The following is a 16315-nucleotide window of genomic DNA, read 5'->3' as shown; positions in this document are numbered from 1 at the left end:
CACGGCTCCCGGCTCAGCAGTAGAGGTTGCCGCCCGGCGAGACGCCGAGGATCTGCGTGAACCGGTTGTAGGCGTCGACGCGGCTCTGGACCTGCGCCGGGTTCTTGCCGTCGCACTCCAGGGAGCCGTTGATGGACCGGATGGTCTGGCCGAAGCCGGCCTGGTTCACCATGGCGTTGTGGGGGGTCATGGTGCCGGGGCCGGACTGGGTGTTCCAGTACCAAAGGCCGGTCTTCCAGGCGACGGCCGACTCGTTCTGCACCCGCCAGGGGTTGTTCAGCAGATCGATGCCGAGCGCGTCACCCGCGGCCTTGTAGTTGAAGTTCCACGACAGCTGGATCGGACCGCGGCCGTAGTAGGCGGCCTGGCCCGCGGGGCAGCCGTAGGGCTGGTTCCAGTCGCAGTAGTGCGGGTAGTTGGCGGTGTTCTGCTCGACGATGTGCACGAGCCCGCCGGTCTCGTGGTTGACGTTGGCGAGGAAGGCGGCCGCCTCCTGCTTCTTCACCGTGTCGCTGCCGGTGTTGGCGAAGCCCGGGTAGGCGCTGAGGGCGGCGGTCAGGCCGTTGTACGTGTAGAACGAATTCCGGTTCGGGAACATCTGGTTGAACTGCGACTCGCTCACGACGAACCCGGACGGGTTGCCGCCTCCGCTCGCCGGCGCGTTCCACTTCTGGTTGGCGGCGCCGGTGCAGGTCCAGATCTGCAGCCGGGTGCTGTTGGCGCTGTTGTTCTCCCGTACGTCGAGACACTTGTTCGCGGCCGGATTCACGATGTCGCGGGCCGCGGTGACCACCCACTGCTGGTTGGCACCGCCCGAGCAGTCCCACAGCTGGACCGCCGCACCGTCGGCGGTGCTGCGCTCGACGATGTCCAGGCACTTCCCGAGCGCGCGCAGGGTTCCGTCACCCTGGTTGGACCAGATCTGGGCGCCCGTTCCGTTGCAGTCGTAGAGCTGAACGGCGGTGCCGTTGGCGTTGCTTGCGCCCGCCACGTCGACGCACTTGCCGGCAAGTCCGGTGATCGTGCCGTCGGCCGCCTGGGCGGGCGTCACGGTGAACAGCGTGGTGAGAACCGCGGAGAGAACTGCGAAGACCGCGAACCGGCCGACGGGACCGCGTCTGGTACGGGACCGTCTGTGGTGGGAGAGAGGCATGATCGAGGACGCTCCTTCGGTGCGCTGAGGGGCCAAGGGAGGGCGGGGGTTTGCTGGATCAGCCGGTGTAGCCGGCGAACACGCGGGTGAAGTCCCAGTCGGACTGGTTCACGCCGGAGCAACTGTCGGCGGGGCCGCCGGTGCACGGGCGGTCGCGGTTGGCCGACCAGAAGGTCAGCCGCGCCAGGTGGTGTTGCTGGGCGTAGGCGAGCATGGTGCGGAAGTCGTTGACCGTGACGGTCTCGTTCTGGTCGGTGATGCCGTTCATGGACGAGATGCCCATGGACCGGTAGGCCTGGTCGTCGGTGTAGCCGTAGGCGCTCTTCAGCGAGTTCTTCAGGCCTTCGGCCGCCTGTACGGAAAGGTTGCCCATGTTCTGGCCGGCGCCCTCGAAGTTGAACGGCATGATGGTCCAGCCGTCCACGGTCAGCCCCGAGTTCGCCGCCCGGTTGATCAGGCTGGTGTCGGGACCGTTCTGGCCCGTGCCGATGGTGACGTAGACCTTCAGGCCGGAGTTGTTCGCCTTGACGGTCTTCAGGGCGTCGACGGTGCGCTGTTGCACGGTCGGGTTGCTGTAGGCCTCGGCCTCGATGTCGATGTCGATGGCCTTCAGGCCGTAGGCGCTGATGACCTTCTGGTAGGCGGCGGCCAGTTCGCTCGCGGTGGAGCAGGAGCTCTCCAGCTTGTTGCCGCTCCAGCCGCCGAAGGACGGGACGACGTCCCCGCCGTTCGCCCGCACGGTGTTGATCGTCTGCTGGTCGACTCCGCCGGTCAGCGCGCGGCTGCCGTCCCACTGGGGGTTGCAGTAGCCGTTGCTGAGGACGAACGCGAGGGTGAAGTACTTCACGCCGGTGGCGTTGGTGACCGTGGTGGGGTTGGGCGGGCTCCCCCAGCCGTTGTAGAGGTACGGCGCCACGGCCATCGGCGCGGAGGGGGTGTCGCCGTCACCGGGGGCGGGTGCGTTCCACTTCTGGTTGGCACCGCCGCCGCAGCTCCAGATCTGGATGCGGGTGCCGTTCGCGGGGTTGTTGTCGGTGACGTCCAAGCACTTGTTCGCCTGCGGGTTGACGATGTCGCGCCCGGAGGAGACCGACCACTTCTGGTTGGCGCCGCCGGTGCAGCTCCACAGCTGCGCCTTGGCTCCGTCCGCGGTCGAACTGCCGGTGATGTCGAGGCACTTGCCGAGGGCCTGGATGGTGCCGTCGCGGCCGACCGTCCACTGCTGGGCGGCGGTGCCGTTGCAGTCGTGGAGCTGTACGGCTGTGCCGTTGGCGGAGTTGGCTCCGGCGACGTCGAGGCACTTGCCGGCGAGGCCGGTGACGGTGCCGGTGGCGGCCTGCGCGGGCGATGCGGTGAGCAGGCCGGTGGCGAGGCAGAGCACAGTGAGTGAGCAGGCTGCGGGGAGAGGTCTGGGCATGCGCGCGGAGAGCCCTTCGTGGGGGGTGTGAACGACCGATACGCATTCACCTCGTGAACGGTGAGTGCGTCGCACGGTGCCTGGCTGACCCGTGAACCTAAAGGTATGGACCATTTTCGTCAAGACATGAAGTAAGCCGTGAGAGAAGCAATTTGGAGCCCCCGCCCAGCCGCCTCCGCGGCTCCCCGCATGCAGCTGGCAGGATGCACGCATGGCGAACACCCAGTCGATCTCCTATGAGCGGATTGCCGAAGTGCTGACCGAACTCGGCATGATCACCAAAGAGCAGGCCCAGAGAGCCCTGGACCAGGCCGCCGCCTACGCGACCGAGCCGATGGCACGACGCCGTGAAATCGCCGACGCCCTCGAATCCATCGGCGTGGCCGTGTCCATCCACGCCGACGACGTCGACTTCGCCGACGAGCACTACGAATGGCTCCTCGACGAGGCCGCAGCCCTCACGGGCGGCAGCGTCACCGTCTCCAACTACCGTTTCGACAAGGCCAACCCGGACGACGAGGACTGCGGCCTGGGAACGGTGCACTTCGAATGCAACGGCCGGCCCCTCTCCTTCGGCATCGAGCAGGAGTCGAACGACTACCTCGACATGGGAGCGGCGCAGCAGGCCATCGAATCGCTCACCGCCCATGACGACCCTCGGGAGTTCCGCTGCGTCGAGCTGGAAGGCTCGGACCCCGGCGACGACTACATGGTCCTGGCCACAGCCGAACAGCGGGACGGCCTCCTACGACACCTGGGCATCGTCTTCGAAGCCCCCTTGCGCTGAAGCCGCCACCCGCGACCTCGAAGGATCACCGCATGGCACCTGGACCTGGCCACCCTGCCGATTCCGCCGAGCCCGGACCCACCCATCACCTCGTCGGCGAGGAGGCCGGTGCAGTCCGCCGCTTCTGGAGCCGGCTCGGCCTTCCCGGACTGGTCGACGTCCACACGCACTTCATGCCCGAGCGCGTTCTGCGCAAGGTGTGGGACTACTTCGACGCCCTGGGGCCGCTGACCGGTGGAGTCGAATGGCCGATCACGTACCGGCAGGAGGAGGCCGAACGAACAGCCCTGCTCCGCGAGTTCGGCGTACGGTCCTTCACCGCGATGCTCTACCCGCACAAGCCCGGCATGGCCCGATGGCTGAACGGCTGGGCAGCCGACTTCGCCCGCCGCACCCCCGACTGCCTGCACACGGCGACCCTCCACCCCGAACCGGGCGTCGAAGCCTACGTCCGCGATGCCGTCGAGGCGGGTGCGCGCGTCTTCAAGGCACACGTGCAGGTGGGGGCGTACGACCCAGCCGACGAACTGCTCGAGCCGGCATGGGGGCTGCTCGCCGAAGCCCGGATTCCGGTCGTGATCCACTGCGGCTCCGGGCCGGCGCCCGGGAAACACACCGGACCCGACCCGATCGCACGGGTACTGGCCCGGCACCCCCGGCTGCGGCTGATCATCGCGCACCTCGGGATGCCCGAGTACGAGGAGTTCCTCGGCCTCGCCGAGCAGTACGAGGAGGTGCGGCTGGACACGACGATGGCGTTCACCGATTTCGCCGAACAGCTCACGCCGTTCCCCCGCCGGGCCCTGCCCCGCCTGGCCGACCTCGGCGAACGCATCCTGCTCGGCTCCGACTTCCCGAACATCCCCTACCCGTACATCCACCAACTCCACGCCCTGGAGCGGCTGGGACTCGGAGACGCATGGCTGCGAGCTGTGTGCCACGACAACGCGGCCCAGGTCTTCGGACTGGAACTGCAAGCGGGGCTGCGGCGTCCGGACCTGACATGAAGGAAGAGATCAAGGGCCTCGCCGGTTTCCTCGTGGCCGGTCTGGGTGCCGCGGCGGCGCTGCTGGCCTGGGCACCCCTGGCACGGGTCAATGTGGAGGGCGGCTTCGAGGGGCTCCACCGGGACCTCAGAGTCCTCTACATCGACCTACCGCTGGTCGCCGCGGGCGGCGCCCTGGTACCACTCACCTTCTGGCTGCTCACCCTGCGCCACTCCCACCGCCCGTGGCTCGCCGCCCTGGCCGCGGTCGCGGCGGCCGCCCTGGGGATCTGGGGTCTTACGAGTTGGTGGGCTCCCTATCAGGCACCTGAGTTCGGCTACTGAGAGGGCCCGCACATGACCACCGCACGCCGTCGCACCCGCCTCGCCCTCACCCTCGCCGGCGTGCTGATCGCCGCCATCGGCCTGCTCATCTACGTCCCGGCGAGCATCGACTCCGGCGCCGCGGACCAGGCCGCCGTCGGCGCCTCCGCGGGCGACTGGGACGACGTCCTCGGCTACAAGGCCGACTACGCCGCAGACGAGGCGGCATTCCAGGCCGACGCGGACAAGCGGATCGCGGAGGAGGACAAGACGTTCGGGCTCGTACTGATCGGCCTTGGTGCCGCTGTCACCGCTGCGCGATGGACCGTGCGGCCACGGCGATAGCCGGTGCGTGCAGCATGGCGGGGCCGCTGCGTCGGGTACCTGGGGCGGCCATGCCCGCCGCCCCCGGTGTCACCCGGTTCACAGCGACGCGGTCTCCGACGCGGTCGTCCACGCGAAGCCGTCCGGGTCGGTGAAGGTCCCGGCGTCGCCGCCGATCGCGAGCCGGTGTGATCCTGTGCCGTCCGGCGAGATGCCTGCGACCTTGGCCAGGCCGCGGCGCTTGTAGAGCGCCAGCTTGACCGGGCCCGCGCCGGTGACGAACTCGACGTACTTGCCGCCGAAGCTCTTCGCCACGGCGAGGCCGTGATCGACGTAGAACTGCTTGCTGGCCTTCACGTCCTCGACGCCGAGCAGGAGCACGATCTCGTCGATCTCCCGCGTGGCCGGGCCGGTGTCCTTCTTCGACGACGACGCGATCTGCCAGATCGTCCCGTCCGGAGCCTGTACGACGCCGCCGTAGCCCCAGAGCGACTTGGCGGCGGGCTTCAGCGTGGTGGCACCGGCTGCCACGGCTGCGTCGACGAGGGCGTCGACGTTGCCCGGCTGGGACACCACGAGCGACAGCGTGAATCCGCGGAAGCCGGTCGTCGGTGCCTCGGATGCCGCCAGGCGTACCTGGTTGGCGAGCCCGAAGGCGGTGGAGTAGAAGCTGCCGGCGGCGGCGGGGTCGGCCACCTCGAGAGTGACGAATTCGATGGAAGTCATGGGAATGACGCTAGTCACGGCCGGGGACCGGCGCTTCTTGATTCCTGACCGGAACCGCCGACCGGGTAGTCCTGCCGGAAGTCGGCAGACCGGTTCATCAGTACTCGTTGCTGCGCCGCAGCCCGAAGGGCCGGCCATCCGGGTCGACGAGAAGGCGATGCAGAGGCGTGTAGAGCCGCTTGGCCGTGCTGGAGAGGCTCGGCCGGCGATACGCACGCAAACGCCCGGGCGGCCGGGGGCCGTGGCGGCCGTCGTCGTGCCAGGCATCCAGTGCGGCGGCGCTCGCGGCGAAGGCGTCGAAGGCCGTCAGGGGATCGCAGAGCGCGTCGGGCGCGCGGGGAACCCCCGGTGCTTCCAGATCCAGGTGCTCGCGCATGAGTTCCAGACGCAGATCTCTGGCGAAACCGCGCGCGCCGTCCCCGAGACCACCGGGGTCGCGTGGCTCGCGCGGGTCCGGGCTCTCGTCCAGGACGGCACAGGTGAGTTCCGAGTCGTGGGTCCAGGAGCGGAGGTTGATGTTGTCGGAGCCGACCGAGGCCCACACGTCGTCGATCACACACACCTTGGCGTGCACGTACACCGGCGTCCCGACGTGGTTCTCCAGCCCGTACGCCGCGACCCGCCCGCCGCCGGCGCGGCGCAGCCTGTCCAGGGCGGTGATCCGGCCGATCAGGTTCATCGGCAGGGTGAGCCGGCCGTCCTGTTCGGGGACGCTGGGGATGACCGCGATCAGACGCAGGTCCGGGTGGGCGTCGAGTGCCTCGGCGAAGCATTCCACGACGTGCGGGGACCACAGGTACTGGTCCTCCAGGTAGATCAGGGCCCGGGCCCTGCGCAGCGCCTTGCGGTAGCCGCGCGCGATACTGCGCTCGCCGTCCGGGGCGAAGTCGTAGCCGCGCAGCAGCCGGTTGGGGTAGGTGCGCAGGACCTGGACGATGTGGGTGCCGCAGGGCGGGGGGTCGGGTGTCTGGGCGGGCAGCCGGTCGGCACGGGTGTCCTCGTCATGAGCGAGCTCGCGCAGGCGGACGAGCGGGCTGCGGGTGAGCGGTGCGGGGTCTTCCCAGCGTTCGCGGAAGCCGGCCTCGATGTCGCCGACGGCCGGTCCGCGGATCGCGAGCTGGATGTCGTGCCACGGTGGGTGCGGTCCGTATGCGGCGGCGATGCGCAGTGACTGGGAGTCTCCGCGGTGCGCGGCGTCGTCGTTGCGGTTGTGGCACAGGTCGATACCGCCGACGTACGCGACGTCGTGCTCCGGTCGGTCGGGATGCCGGAGCACGACGAGCTTCTGGTGGTGCGAGCCGCCGGGACGTACCCGCATGTCGAGCAGGCACTCGCCGCCCCCGGCTTCGATCGCGTCGCCGAGGTGCCGGTTCTCGGCCTCGCTGAACTGGAAACGGTCCAGGTGGGAGCGCCAGAGCAGACCCTTGACGATCACTCCTCGGCGTGCCGCCTCAGCCAGGACGGTGCCGATTTCGCTCCCGGGGCCATCGAGGCGCTCGTCGGGGTCGCCGCGCCAGTCGGTGAACAGGAGCAGGTCTCCTGCGCGCTGCGCACGGATCGTGCCGAGGAGGGCCGGGAAGTACGTCGCGCCGTGGACGAGCGGCCGCACCAGGTTGCCGTACGACCACGACCGTCGGTCCGACCGACGGCTGTCCAGACGTGTGGCACTGTTGCCGCGCTCGGCCGAGGTCAGCAACCAGTCGCTCAGTTCCACAGCCCAAGCCTCCCGATTACACACACGGGTACCCGGTTCGCGCCCCCTCACCCTGGCTCCGAAAGCCGTCAGCTCTTCGCGACGGGGTGGTACCGCAGGTTCACCTCCGCGGTTCGGTCGACGCCGTTGAGCAGTTCGAGCCGCACGGGCACGCCCCCGGGGTTGTCGAAGAATCGGACCCCGTCGCCGAGCAGCACCGGCGCGACGTGCAGGTCGATCTCGTCGACCAGGCCGCGATCGAGGAGTTGCCTGCCGATCGTGGGCGAGAACACCTCGAGGTTCTTGCCGCCGGCGGCCTCCAGCCCGATCCGGACCGCCTCGGCCACATCGCAGTTCAGGAACGTCACGCCCTCGGCTTGCTGCGCGTCTTCAGGATGGTGCGTCAGGATGAAGAGGGGCCCCTGCCACGCGCCGCCGTAGATGGCGCCGGGCTCGGGGTAGGCGTCCCAGCCGTTCCGGCCACCCAGCACGGCGCCGGTCGTCTCGACGTACTCCTCGATGATGCCGGGCCGGGACGAGATGCCCGTCAGCCAGTCCATCGCATGCTCCGGCCCCGCCACGAACCCGTCCAGCGACATGCTGAAGTGCAACAGCACCTTCCCCGCGGCCGTCTGTGGATCCGTGTCCGGCAGGGCCCTGGGGAACGTGCCGTCGGGGCTCTGGGAAGTCTCTGCGGCGGCCATGATCGGTTCCTCTCGTCGGCGGTCCTCCTACTTGTCGACCGGTCCCGCCGCCGAAATTCATCGTCGGACGGCCGACGTCACGACAGATCGGCCGAAGGCGCGTCCGGGAGGCTTTGGCGCAGCCGTTGGGCGTCCCGGAAGAGGCGGTTCGTGTGGCCGGCGAGCACGCCGCCCAGCAGCAGCTCGGGACGGTAGAAGGCCCGCGCGGCGGCGGCCACCTCCCGTGCCGGCAGGTCGATCTGGATGATGTCAGTGCGGCGGATCTCGTCGATGGAGCTTCCCCAGACGACGCGCCGAAGATTCGCCCATGCCATCGCGCTCATGCACATCGAGCAGGGCTCGCCCGTGGTGTAGAGGGTGGTGTCGGACCAGCCCTGGTTGCCGTGGCGATCCACGTAGTCGTTCATGGCGACCACCTCGCCGTGCAGCAGCGGGCTGTCCGCCCCGGTGTTGACCCCGCTCCCCCGGACCTCGCCGGTGCGGTGGTCCACGATCACCGCGCCGAACGGCCACTCGGGGTTCCTCCGAGCCTCCTCGATGGCCCGCCACATGAACTGCTCGTGACGGGTGCCGGTGACGGTTCGCAGGTCCGTCGCCGCGTTCGGACCGGGGCCGAAGTCCGGGGCGGCGTGGGTCTCCTGCACCGCATGCCGAGGGAGTGCGATGGGCGCCGCAACTCCCGTCGCCACTGCTCCGAACCTACCGAGGAACTGACGCCTGCCCGAGTCCATACGCTGCTCCTTGCCCGTCACCGACAACCGCACGGAGTGATCAAACCATCACAGATGGTTTCCGATCCGGCTGGGCATCATGCCTCCGGCTCATGGCGCACCCAGCCCGAGGGGCCGGCACAGGCCCGGTGCGCCACGAGTCAGACCAGTTCGGGTTGCGGTTCCAGTTGTCGCCCCGGTGCGATCTTCGGTTCCCAGAGTTTGGTGGTCCGCATGTAGCCGAGGATCACCGAGACCATCGCCAGAATGAGAAGTGGCCCGAACACCAACGGATATCTGGCCATCTCCATCGGCAGATAGCGATACGACACCAACAGGGCCGCGAAGACCGTCGTGCCGTAGGCGACCAGCTGGATTCCCGACCGATCCCAGCCACGAGCGAGCGACCGCATCGCCGCCTCGATCGTGAGCGCGAACACCACGCCGGCGACGAGGTCCACGCCGTAGTGGTATCCGAATCCCAGAGTTGCGCCGAGCGTGGCAAGCAACCAGAAGGTGCCTGCGAATCGCAGAATCCTCGGCCCCTTGCGGGAGTGGACGAAGATCACGGTGGCCCAGGCCGTGTGCAGGCTGGGCATGCAATTGCGTGGGGTGATCTCGTCGAACGGCATCGCGTGCGGCGCACTGATCGGCGGCGCCGTCTCCGGCCACAGGTTGGCGACCGCCCACTGCCCGCCGTCGACGCCGTAGGCGAAGATCGGTCCGACGACCGGGTAGATCATGTAGATGCCCGGCCCGAGGAGGCCGATGACAAGAAACGTGCGCACCAGATGATGGCTCGGGAAGCGGCGTTCGACGGCCACGTGGCGCAGTTGGTACAGCGCGACGACAACCGAGGCCACCGCCAGCTGGACGTAGACGTAGTCGAGAACGTGGGCGCCGACCGGACCGGTGGCCCGAACCATGCGACCCACCAGCCACGATGGGTTGCCCAGCGCCTGATCGGCGGTTGCCACGTACTGGTCCAGCACCATCGGGCGGGTCTGCGACGTGATGTGCAGCCATGCGTCGCCGGTCTTACGGCCGGCCACCAGCAGCAGGCCCAGGCCGACGCCCTTCAGCAGCAGGACACGTTCCCGGCCGGTGCGGCGCGTGACAGCGATGACCGTGCAGCCCAGCATCACCCACAACGCGCCGTTGCCGAAGGGATGGCCTTCGGTCACCTTTATGCCGGCAGCCCACCGCACCACGACGAATATGAGGTCGATGCCGATCGCGGTGCCCACCGCGATGAACCGGTGCCGCCGGGTGAGCACCACCATCATCAACGCCATACCGGCGTAGAGCAGGAATCCCGACTTGGGCGGGAATATCACCTCTCGCGCCTGCGTGGTGATCGGCCCGGGTATGCCGTAGTGGCGCGCCGCGATCTCCAGCGCGACGAGGAACCCGAGGGTCACCACACCCGCAACGGTCCACAGCATCGCCCGTGGTTGACGCCACACGGCGACGGCGAACTTGATTCTGTTTTTTATTCGCGAGAACGCCCGCGACGACATGGATATCAATTTGTTTGGCCGGTTTTCGGATGTTAGGTAAACAGGTCACTTTGCTCTGATTGGTACGGATTTCGGTCAACAGTTGGCGATGAGGGCGATCATCGCGAGTTCGAACATGTTAGCGGAGAAGGCCAGTAGGTTTCGGCTCGGTGAACTGACGCTCGCTCAGTGCGGCGACAACCCGCCCGACAGCCCGCCCATCAGCCCGCCTTGGCGCTGCCGGTACCGGCCTTCGGGGGAATTCCGCGTCGGCTGCGCGGTCCGGTGGCCGCCGGGTGGTACGGGCATGAGATGGCCACGCCCCCCGATCCGCCCGCCTCGCCGCTCGAGCACCCGAGCGGAGTGGAGTCGCGCGTGCCGGGGCTGCTGCGGGTCGCCGCCGCGTACGCATGGCGGATCATCGCCATCGGCATCGTCGTCCGCGTCGCCTTCTCCGTGCTCGGGGAGTTCCACCGGATCGCCGTCGCCGTCTTCCTCGGTCTTGTCATCGCCGCCGTACTCCGCCCCGTGGCCGGCCTCCTCGCCCGCTACATGCCCCGGCCGCTCGCGGTCGCCGTCGCGCTCATCGGCGGCATCGTCCTCATCCTCGGGGCGCTGGCCCTGGTGGGGGAGACGGTGGCGGACCAGCGGAGCACGCTGGAGCGAGAGTTCGTGACGGGGATCGACCGGATCGAACGTCAGCTGGAGGAGCCTCCGTTCCGGCTCCCCCCGGACCTGTTCAATGATCTCCAGTCCCGGATCGGCAAACTCCTGTCGAGTCACCGCTCGACCCTCATCAGTACGGCGCTCAGCGGCGCGAGCCGGCTGCTCGAGGTGCTGACCGTGCTCGCTCTGGCCCTGTTCTGCGCTGTCTTCTTCACGCACTCCGGCGAGAAGCAGTGGCAATGGCTGTGCGACCAGCTCCCCATGGCGGCGCGTCAGCGTTTCGCCGTCGCGGGAGGTGCCGCCTGGCGGACGTTCACCGGTTACACGCACGGCATCCTGCTGGTCGCGGCAACCAACGCGGTCCTCGTGGGCATCGCGCTGCTCGCTCTCGGGGTGCCCCTCGCCGTGCCGTTGGCGCTGCTTGAGTTCGCGGCCGCTTTCATCCCGCTGATCGGCTCGCCGATCGCTCTCGCGGTCGCGGCCGTCGTCGCGCTGGCCTCCAAGGGAGTACTGGTCGCCCTGCTCGTCGTGGCCCTGATCGTGGTCATCGGACAGATCGAGGGCCACCTCCTGCACCCCATCGTGATGAGCTGGGCCGTCCGCCTGCACCCGGTGGTGGTCGCGCTGGCGGTCGTCGGCGGAGCGGTGGCGGCGGGGGTGATCGGCGCCGTGGTGGCCGTACCGGTGGTGGCCGTGGTCTGGTCGGTGTGCCAGGCACTGCGGGGCCGCACCGACGAACCGGAAGGGGTCGGGGCGAGGTCCGGCGACGACAGCGCCTGAGCCGTATTCGGTGACCGGTCTGGGGGTGGGCCGGGGTGCGTTGACGGATGAGGGCTGGGAGTGGATGCCGCTGCGGGAGCGGGGCATCGGGAGCCGACGGCCGGTCCGGCCGGTTCAGCAGGTTCAGCAGGTATGGCCGGTATGGCGCCGGTACGGCCGGTCAGTGGCCGGCGGCGGCCTTGACCAGAGCGACGGCCAGCCCGATCACCGCGTCGAGCACGCCGGCCAGGACGCCGGCCGTGGTGCTGTTGCCCATGCGGACACCGCCGTACCAGCCCCAGCCGAACAGGCCGGCCACGTTGACTCCAGCCGCGGCGAACAGAGCGGTGTCCAGGTCCATCACGTCCAGGGCCGCGGAGCCGATCAGGATGAGCGGACCGACCGCGGACAGCAGCAGCGGGCTGCTGACCCACAGCATCCGGCGCAGCTCCGCGCCGGTGGCCACCCGACCGTGCACCGTGCGGTGGGCCTGTTCGTCGGCGACGAGCGTCGCGAGCCAGAGACCGACCGCGGCGGCCGCCACACTGGCCGCGGCCCCGGCGACGGAGGGGTGCTCGGCCGCCGTCAGGCCGATCACCACGGAGATCATGGTGATGGTCGCGTACAGCCGCTCCTTGAGCCAGTTGAGCCAATCGGCCGTGGTCCGCGGGTCATTGCCCGCCCCGGCCGCCGGGCCGCCGGCCGGGATGGGCCTACCTTCGGCGCCCTCGGTGTCGTCGTGGCCCATGCGGTCAGCGTAGGTGTTCGACCGGACCTGCCTGACGCTCCGTCAGGGTGTGTCGCCGGGGCGGCGGCGGCCGTACGCCGGGTGTGCGTGCCTGCGGTGCTCTCGTACGGGTCTGCAAGGTGCCCTCCCCGCTGTACCGGCTCAGCGGCGCAGGACCCGGCGCTGTACCGACTCCAGCGGACCGTGGGAGAACCGACGCAGCCACAGGGTCGAGGCGGCCACGAGGAGGACGCAGACCGTCGCCCACAGGCCCATGACCCACCAGGGACCGCTGTCGGCGAAGTGCTCGGCCAGGCCGAGGCCGATGCCGTAGCAGGCCAGCATGCACAGCACGTTCTGCAGGACGTAGGAGGACAGCGCCGTACGGCCGACCGCGGACAGTCCGTGGGTCAGGAAGGCCGGGAACCACCCGCGGTCCAGGGCGACGCCGACCAGACCCATGTAGCCGACGGCGACCACCGGGGCGGCGACATAGCGGCCGAGGAAGAAGAACTCCTCACCGCCCAGCCACAGGGCCGCGTTGAACGGAATGCCCAGCCCCAGGCCCCAGACAGCCATCCGCGAGCGCAGCCGCCGACCCCGGTCGGTGGGCTTGAAAGCTCCGGCGCGGTGGAGACGGACGCCGAGCAGGAAGAGGAAGACCAGCAGGCCGAAGGAGATGACCGGTTCCATCCGCAGGGCGATCGCGTTCTCCAGCCGGAAGGCGATCTGGTCGAACCAGCTGCCGTGGGCGTACACGTCCACCGCCGCGTCGGACACCTCGTTCCCGGAGTCGTCGGAGGGAGCGGCCAGCAGGGCGAGCGTGATGAGCGACATCAGGACCACGTGCACGCTCACCGACGTCCACATCACCGCGCGCCGTACCCGCTCGGAACGCGCCAGCAGCCTGGCGATCAGCAGAGCCGTCAGGGCGTACCCCATCAGCACGTCGAACCCGAAGACCAGTACGAAGTGCAGCGTGCCCTCGGCGAACAGGAACAGCGCGCGGGGCCGGTAGCCGCGCGGCCACGGGGTGCCGCGGCGCGCGGCGGAGTCGTACTGAATGGCCAGACCGACGCCGAACAGGATCGTCAGCAGCGACAGGAACTTCCCGTCCGCGAGGAACCGGAACAGCGCCTCAGCCGGCTCGCCGAGCGGGTCCGGCATGGGCGTCCCCTGCAGGAACGCCCACTCGGAGCCAGGCGTGGCGAAGATCCACACGTTCGTCATCAAAGTGCCGAGAATCGCCGCTCCACGCAGCACATCGAGCAACGGCAGCCGGGCCGGCGACGCGGGCTGCGTGGAGGACGTGTCGTCGAGGGACGCGCGAAGGCTGTAGGGCATACCTTCAGGTTCTCGGCGCTTTACGGCCCGATCGTCGTGCGACCGGACGAAAACGACGTACATCCTTCGATGCAGTGCAGGCGTCGGAACAGGCACCGGTACCTCGGGAAACGAGCACCTGCCTACGAGAGGCCTACCGGATCGTCCAGCGCTGGGAGTTCCCGCCGGTGCACGGCGCTGTGAAGACGCGGTCGTTCGCCGTCACGCGGTGAGGCGCCTCGACGCGGCTGGCGCACAGGCTCACCAGAAGCAGCCCACCATGCGCACCGCGCACACGGAACATTCGTCCAAGACAAGCGCCGAGAAGTCGGCCACCGTAGAGGCATGCGCAGCTACGAAGTGGGCCCCTCCCCCACGGACCGCGAGGCGGCGAACGGCTGGGAAGTCGCCCATCTGCACGGCGGCACGTCTCTGAACGGCGTGTGGATGGCAGGGTTCCGCGACCGTGTCGCCGGTGGGCTGGATCTGCAGGTCCTCCCCCAGCCTGCCGTGATCGTCGTCATCGGGCTCGGAGTTGACCCGCTCACGGTCGAAGGTCCCGCGGGGCACCTGCCACTGAACAGCTTCGTTGCCGCGCTGTCGCCCGGTTCGGCCCGGATCCGCGGCGAGCGGGTCGAGTGCATCGAGATGCGCTTGTCTCCCCGGGCCGCCTATGAACTGCTGGGTGTCTCCCCGTACGAACTGGACCGCTCCATCACTCCTCTGGAGGACCTGTGGGGGCGTCATGAGGAGCGCCTGCGCGCGCAGTTGGGTGAGGCGGCGACCTGGCAGGAACGCCTGGCGCTGATGGACGAGTTCCTCATCAGACGTGCTGCCGACGCACCGGCGATGGCGCCTGAGGTCGCCGCCGCCTGGGATCTGATCGTGAACCAGCGGGGACGGGTACGGGTCGACGACCTCGCCGCATCCTGCGGGTGGAGCCGCAAGCGGCTGTGGTCCAGGTTCACCGCGCAGGTCGGCCTCACACCCAAACGCGCCGCCATGGTGGTCCGCTTCGACCACGCCGCCCGAGCGCTGACCGTCGGCCACAACGCCGCCGACGTCGCCTTTGCCTGTGGATACACCGACCAGTCCCACCTCCACCGGGACGTACTCGCGCACGCCGGATGCACACCACGCGCCCTCGCCGACAGGAACACGACCGCCAGTTAGCCCTTTCAGGCCGAGACCCAAAGCCCAGGCCAGGGCCCGGAACCCAGACATGGACATGGACCTGGGCTGATACAGACCTGCCACGCGCCCGCGCGCCTCGCCGCCGACGCTTGCGCCCGCACGCTCCTCCCGCCCCTCCCACGGCCCAGGCACCTAGGCACCCGCAGACACCAAACACACAGCCGAACAAAAAGGACCGCACCTATGACGAACCCCGACACCCAAGCAGCGCCCTCAGCCGACCGCGACCTGATCGGCCGGCTCACCTTCGGAACCATGGCCGCACAAACCATGCGCGCAGCAGTCCAGTTGAAGGTTGCGGAGCTGATCGGCGACACCCCGCGCACGGCCACCGACGTGGCCGCCGACGCCGGAGCCCACCCCCAGCAGATGACGCGGCTGCTACGTGCCTTGGCCGCGCTCGGCCTCTTGCGGGAACACGCTCCCGACAGCTTCTCGCTGACCGGCGCGGGCGCCCTGCTCAGCGCCGAACACCCCGACTCACTCGCGTCGTTCGTGGGCGCATTCACCGATCCGACCGTGGTACGCGCCTGGGAACACCTGGATGGCAGCGTCCGCACCGGCGAGGTCGCCTTCGACACCGTATTCGGCACCGACTTCTTCTCCCACCTTGCCCAACGCCCCGAACTGTCCGTGCAGTTCAACGCCGCGATGAGCCAGGCCGTCTCCGAGACCACCGCCGCGCTGCCGCACGCCTACGACTTCGGCCGGTTCACGACCGTCACGGACGTCGGCGGAGGGGACGGAACCCTCCTGGCCGGGGTGCTCGACGCGCATCCGCACCTCACCGGCGTCGTTTTCGACACCACGCACGGCCTGGACGAAGCAGCCAAGACGCTGGAGCGGCACGGACTGAACGACCGCTGTTCGCTGGTCGCCGGAGACTTCTTCAGTTCCGTCCCCGCAGGCTCGGACCTCTACCTGGTGAAGAGCATCCTGCACGACTGGACGGACGACCAGGCAGTCACGATCCTCAGCCACTGCCGCGAGGTACTGCCCCCCGGCGGTGCCGTCCTGATCGTGGAGCCCGTGCTTCCCGAAGCCGTCGCCGCCCACACCGAAACCGACAGCCTCGACAGCGCGATCACCTACCTGAGCGACCTCAACATGCTCGTCAATCTCGGCGGCAAGGAACGCACCCGCAACGACTTCCAGGACCTGTGCCATCGCGCGGGCCTGACCCTCACCACGGTCACCCCGCTCGCTGACGCCGAGCCCTTCTCGATCCTCGAAGCCACAGCCAGCCCCATAGGCCCCAATAGCCGGTAACGCCGCTCCACACCATCGCTCGGACATGCGCGGGCCCGGCCCGGACCCACTGGCC

General features: G+C 69.1%; 16 protein-coding genes. 7 read left to right on the top strand and 9 right to left on the bottom strand.

Translation table 11 applies throughout. The features are described from left to right. Positions 1 to 13 precede the first annotated feature (13 nt). Both ACZ7M7_RS31885 and ACZ7M7_RS31880 read right to left on the bottom strand, forming a co-directional pair. Entirely contained in the window at positions 14 to 1153 is a 1140-nt protein-coding gene (locus tag ACZ7M7_RS31885; RefSeq protein ID WP_472122837.1) for a glycoside hydrolase family 19 protein, read from the bottom strand. A 58-nt stretch (positions 1154 to 1211) separates the two neighbouring features. Next, positions 1212 to 2570, bottom strand: coding sequence for a ricin-type beta-trefoil lectin domain protein (locus tag ACZ7M7_RS31880; protein ID WP_472122835.1), 1359 nt, complete (start codon positions 2568 to 2570; stop codon positions 1212 to 1214). A 211-nt stretch (positions 2571 to 2781) separates the two neighbouring features. Between ACZ7M7_RS31880 and ACZ7M7_RS31875 the strand changes: the two genes are divergently transcribed. Genes ACZ7M7_RS31875 through ACZ7M7_RS31860 form a run of 4 tightly spaced genes read left to right on the top strand, consistent with a single transcriptional unit; the run spans position 2782 to position 5011 of the window. Further along, positions 2782 to 3357, top strand: coding sequence for a hypothetical protein (locus tag ACZ7M7_RS31875; protein WP_383605745.1), 576 nt, complete (start codon positions 2782 to 2784; stop codon positions 3355 to 3357). A gap of 32 nt (positions 3358 to 3389) precedes the next feature. Then, positions 3390 to 4364: an amidohydrolase family protein gene (locus ACZ7M7_RS31870; protein WP_472122832.1), complete on the top strand. Its 975-nt coding sequence runs from the start codon at positions 3390 to 3392 to the stop codon at positions 4362 to 4364. Further along, complete coding sequence (locus ACZ7M7_RS31865) at positions 4361 to 4687, top strand: hypothetical protein (protein ID WP_472122829.1); 327 nt, start codon at positions 4361 to 4363, stop codon at positions 4685 to 4687. The genes ACZ7M7_RS31870 and ACZ7M7_RS31865 overlap by 4 nt, the downstream gene beginning before the upstream one ends. A gap of 12 nt (positions 4688 to 4699) precedes the next feature. Then, positions 4700 to 5011, top strand: a complete 312-nt coding sequence (locus tag ACZ7M7_RS31860; protein WP_472122826.1) for a hypothetical protein — start codon at positions 4700 to 4702, stop codon at positions 5009 to 5011. A gap of 78 nt (positions 5012 to 5089) precedes the next feature. On the opposite strand, the gene ACZ7M7_RS31855 is transcribed toward ACZ7M7_RS31860, so the two are convergent. From ACZ7M7_RS31855 to ACZ7M7_RS31835, 5 genes are all read right to left on the bottom strand, one after another. Then, the gene (locus tag ACZ7M7_RS31855) at positions 5090 to 5716 is read right to left on the bottom strand and encodes a VOC family protein (protein WP_472122823.1); all 627 of its coding nucleotides are present in this window, start codon (positions 5714 to 5716) and stop codon (positions 5090 to 5092) included. Between the two features lie 97 nt (positions 5717 to 5813). Beyond that, positions 5814 to 7430, bottom strand: a complete 1617-nt coding sequence (locus tag ACZ7M7_RS31850; protein WP_472122820.1) for a phospholipase D family protein — start codon at positions 7428 to 7430, stop codon at positions 5814 to 5816. Between the two features lie 68 nt (positions 7431 to 7498). Further along, on the bottom strand, positions 7499 to 8113 hold the full coding sequence (locus tag ACZ7M7_RS31845) for a dihydrofolate reductase family protein (RefSeq protein ID WP_472122817.1): 615 nt from the start codon (positions 8111 to 8113) through the stop codon (positions 7499 to 7501). A 77-nt stretch (positions 8114 to 8190) separates the two neighbouring features. Beyond that, positions 8191 to 8844, bottom strand: a complete 654-nt coding sequence (locus ACZ7M7_RS31840) for a nucleoside deaminase (RefSeq protein WP_472122814.1) — start codon at positions 8842 to 8844, stop codon at positions 8191 to 8193. Between the two features lie 140 nt (positions 8845 to 8984). Then, positions 8985 to 10268, bottom strand: coding sequence for a phosphatase PAP2 family protein (locus ACZ7M7_RS31835; protein ID WP_472123319.1), 1284 nt, complete (start codon positions 10266 to 10268; stop codon positions 8985 to 8987). Positions 10269 to 10634: 366 nt separating this feature from the next. Between ACZ7M7_RS31835 and ACZ7M7_RS31830 the strand changes: the two genes are divergently transcribed. Next, positions 10635 to 11768, top strand: coding sequence for an AI-2E family transporter (locus ACZ7M7_RS31830; RefSeq protein WP_472122811.1), 1134 nt, complete (start codon positions 10635 to 10637; stop codon positions 11766 to 11768). Between the two features lie 160 nt (positions 11769 to 11928). Here ACZ7M7_RS31830 and ACZ7M7_RS31825 read toward each other — a convergent pair whose 3' ends face one another. Next, on the bottom strand, positions 11929 to 12495 hold the full coding sequence (locus ACZ7M7_RS31825) for a hypothetical protein (protein ID WP_472122808.1): 567 nt from the start codon (positions 12493 to 12495) through the stop codon (positions 11929 to 11931). Positions 12496 to 12636: 141 nt separating this feature from the next. Beyond that, on the bottom strand, positions 12637 to 13818 hold the full coding sequence (locus tag ACZ7M7_RS31820) for a DUF418 domain-containing protein (RefSeq protein WP_470946532.1): 1182 nt from the start codon (positions 13816 to 13818) through the stop codon (positions 12637 to 12639). Positions 13819 to 14142: 324 nt separating this feature from the next. On the opposite strand from ACZ7M7_RS31820, the gene ACZ7M7_RS31815 reads away from it, so the two are divergent. Beyond that, on the top strand, positions 14143 to 14970 hold the full coding sequence (locus ACZ7M7_RS31815) for a helix-turn-helix domain-containing protein (protein ID WP_472122805.1): 828 nt from the start codon (positions 14143 to 14145) through the stop codon (positions 14968 to 14970). Between the two features lie 204 nt (positions 14971 to 15174). Continuing rightward, positions 15175 to 16260 carry a methyltransferase gene (locus tag ACZ7M7_RS31810; RefSeq protein WP_472122803.1) on the top strand — a complete coding sequence of 362 codons (1086 nt, stop codon included), beginning with the start codon at positions 15175 to 15177 and terminating at the stop codon, positions 16258 to 16260. The last annotated feature ends 55 nt before the right edge of the window (positions 16261 to 16315 follow it).

This window comes from Streptomyces sp. NPDC111606, assembly GCF_055656945.1.
This window is presented reverse-complemented; position numbering and strand designations above follow the sequence as displayed.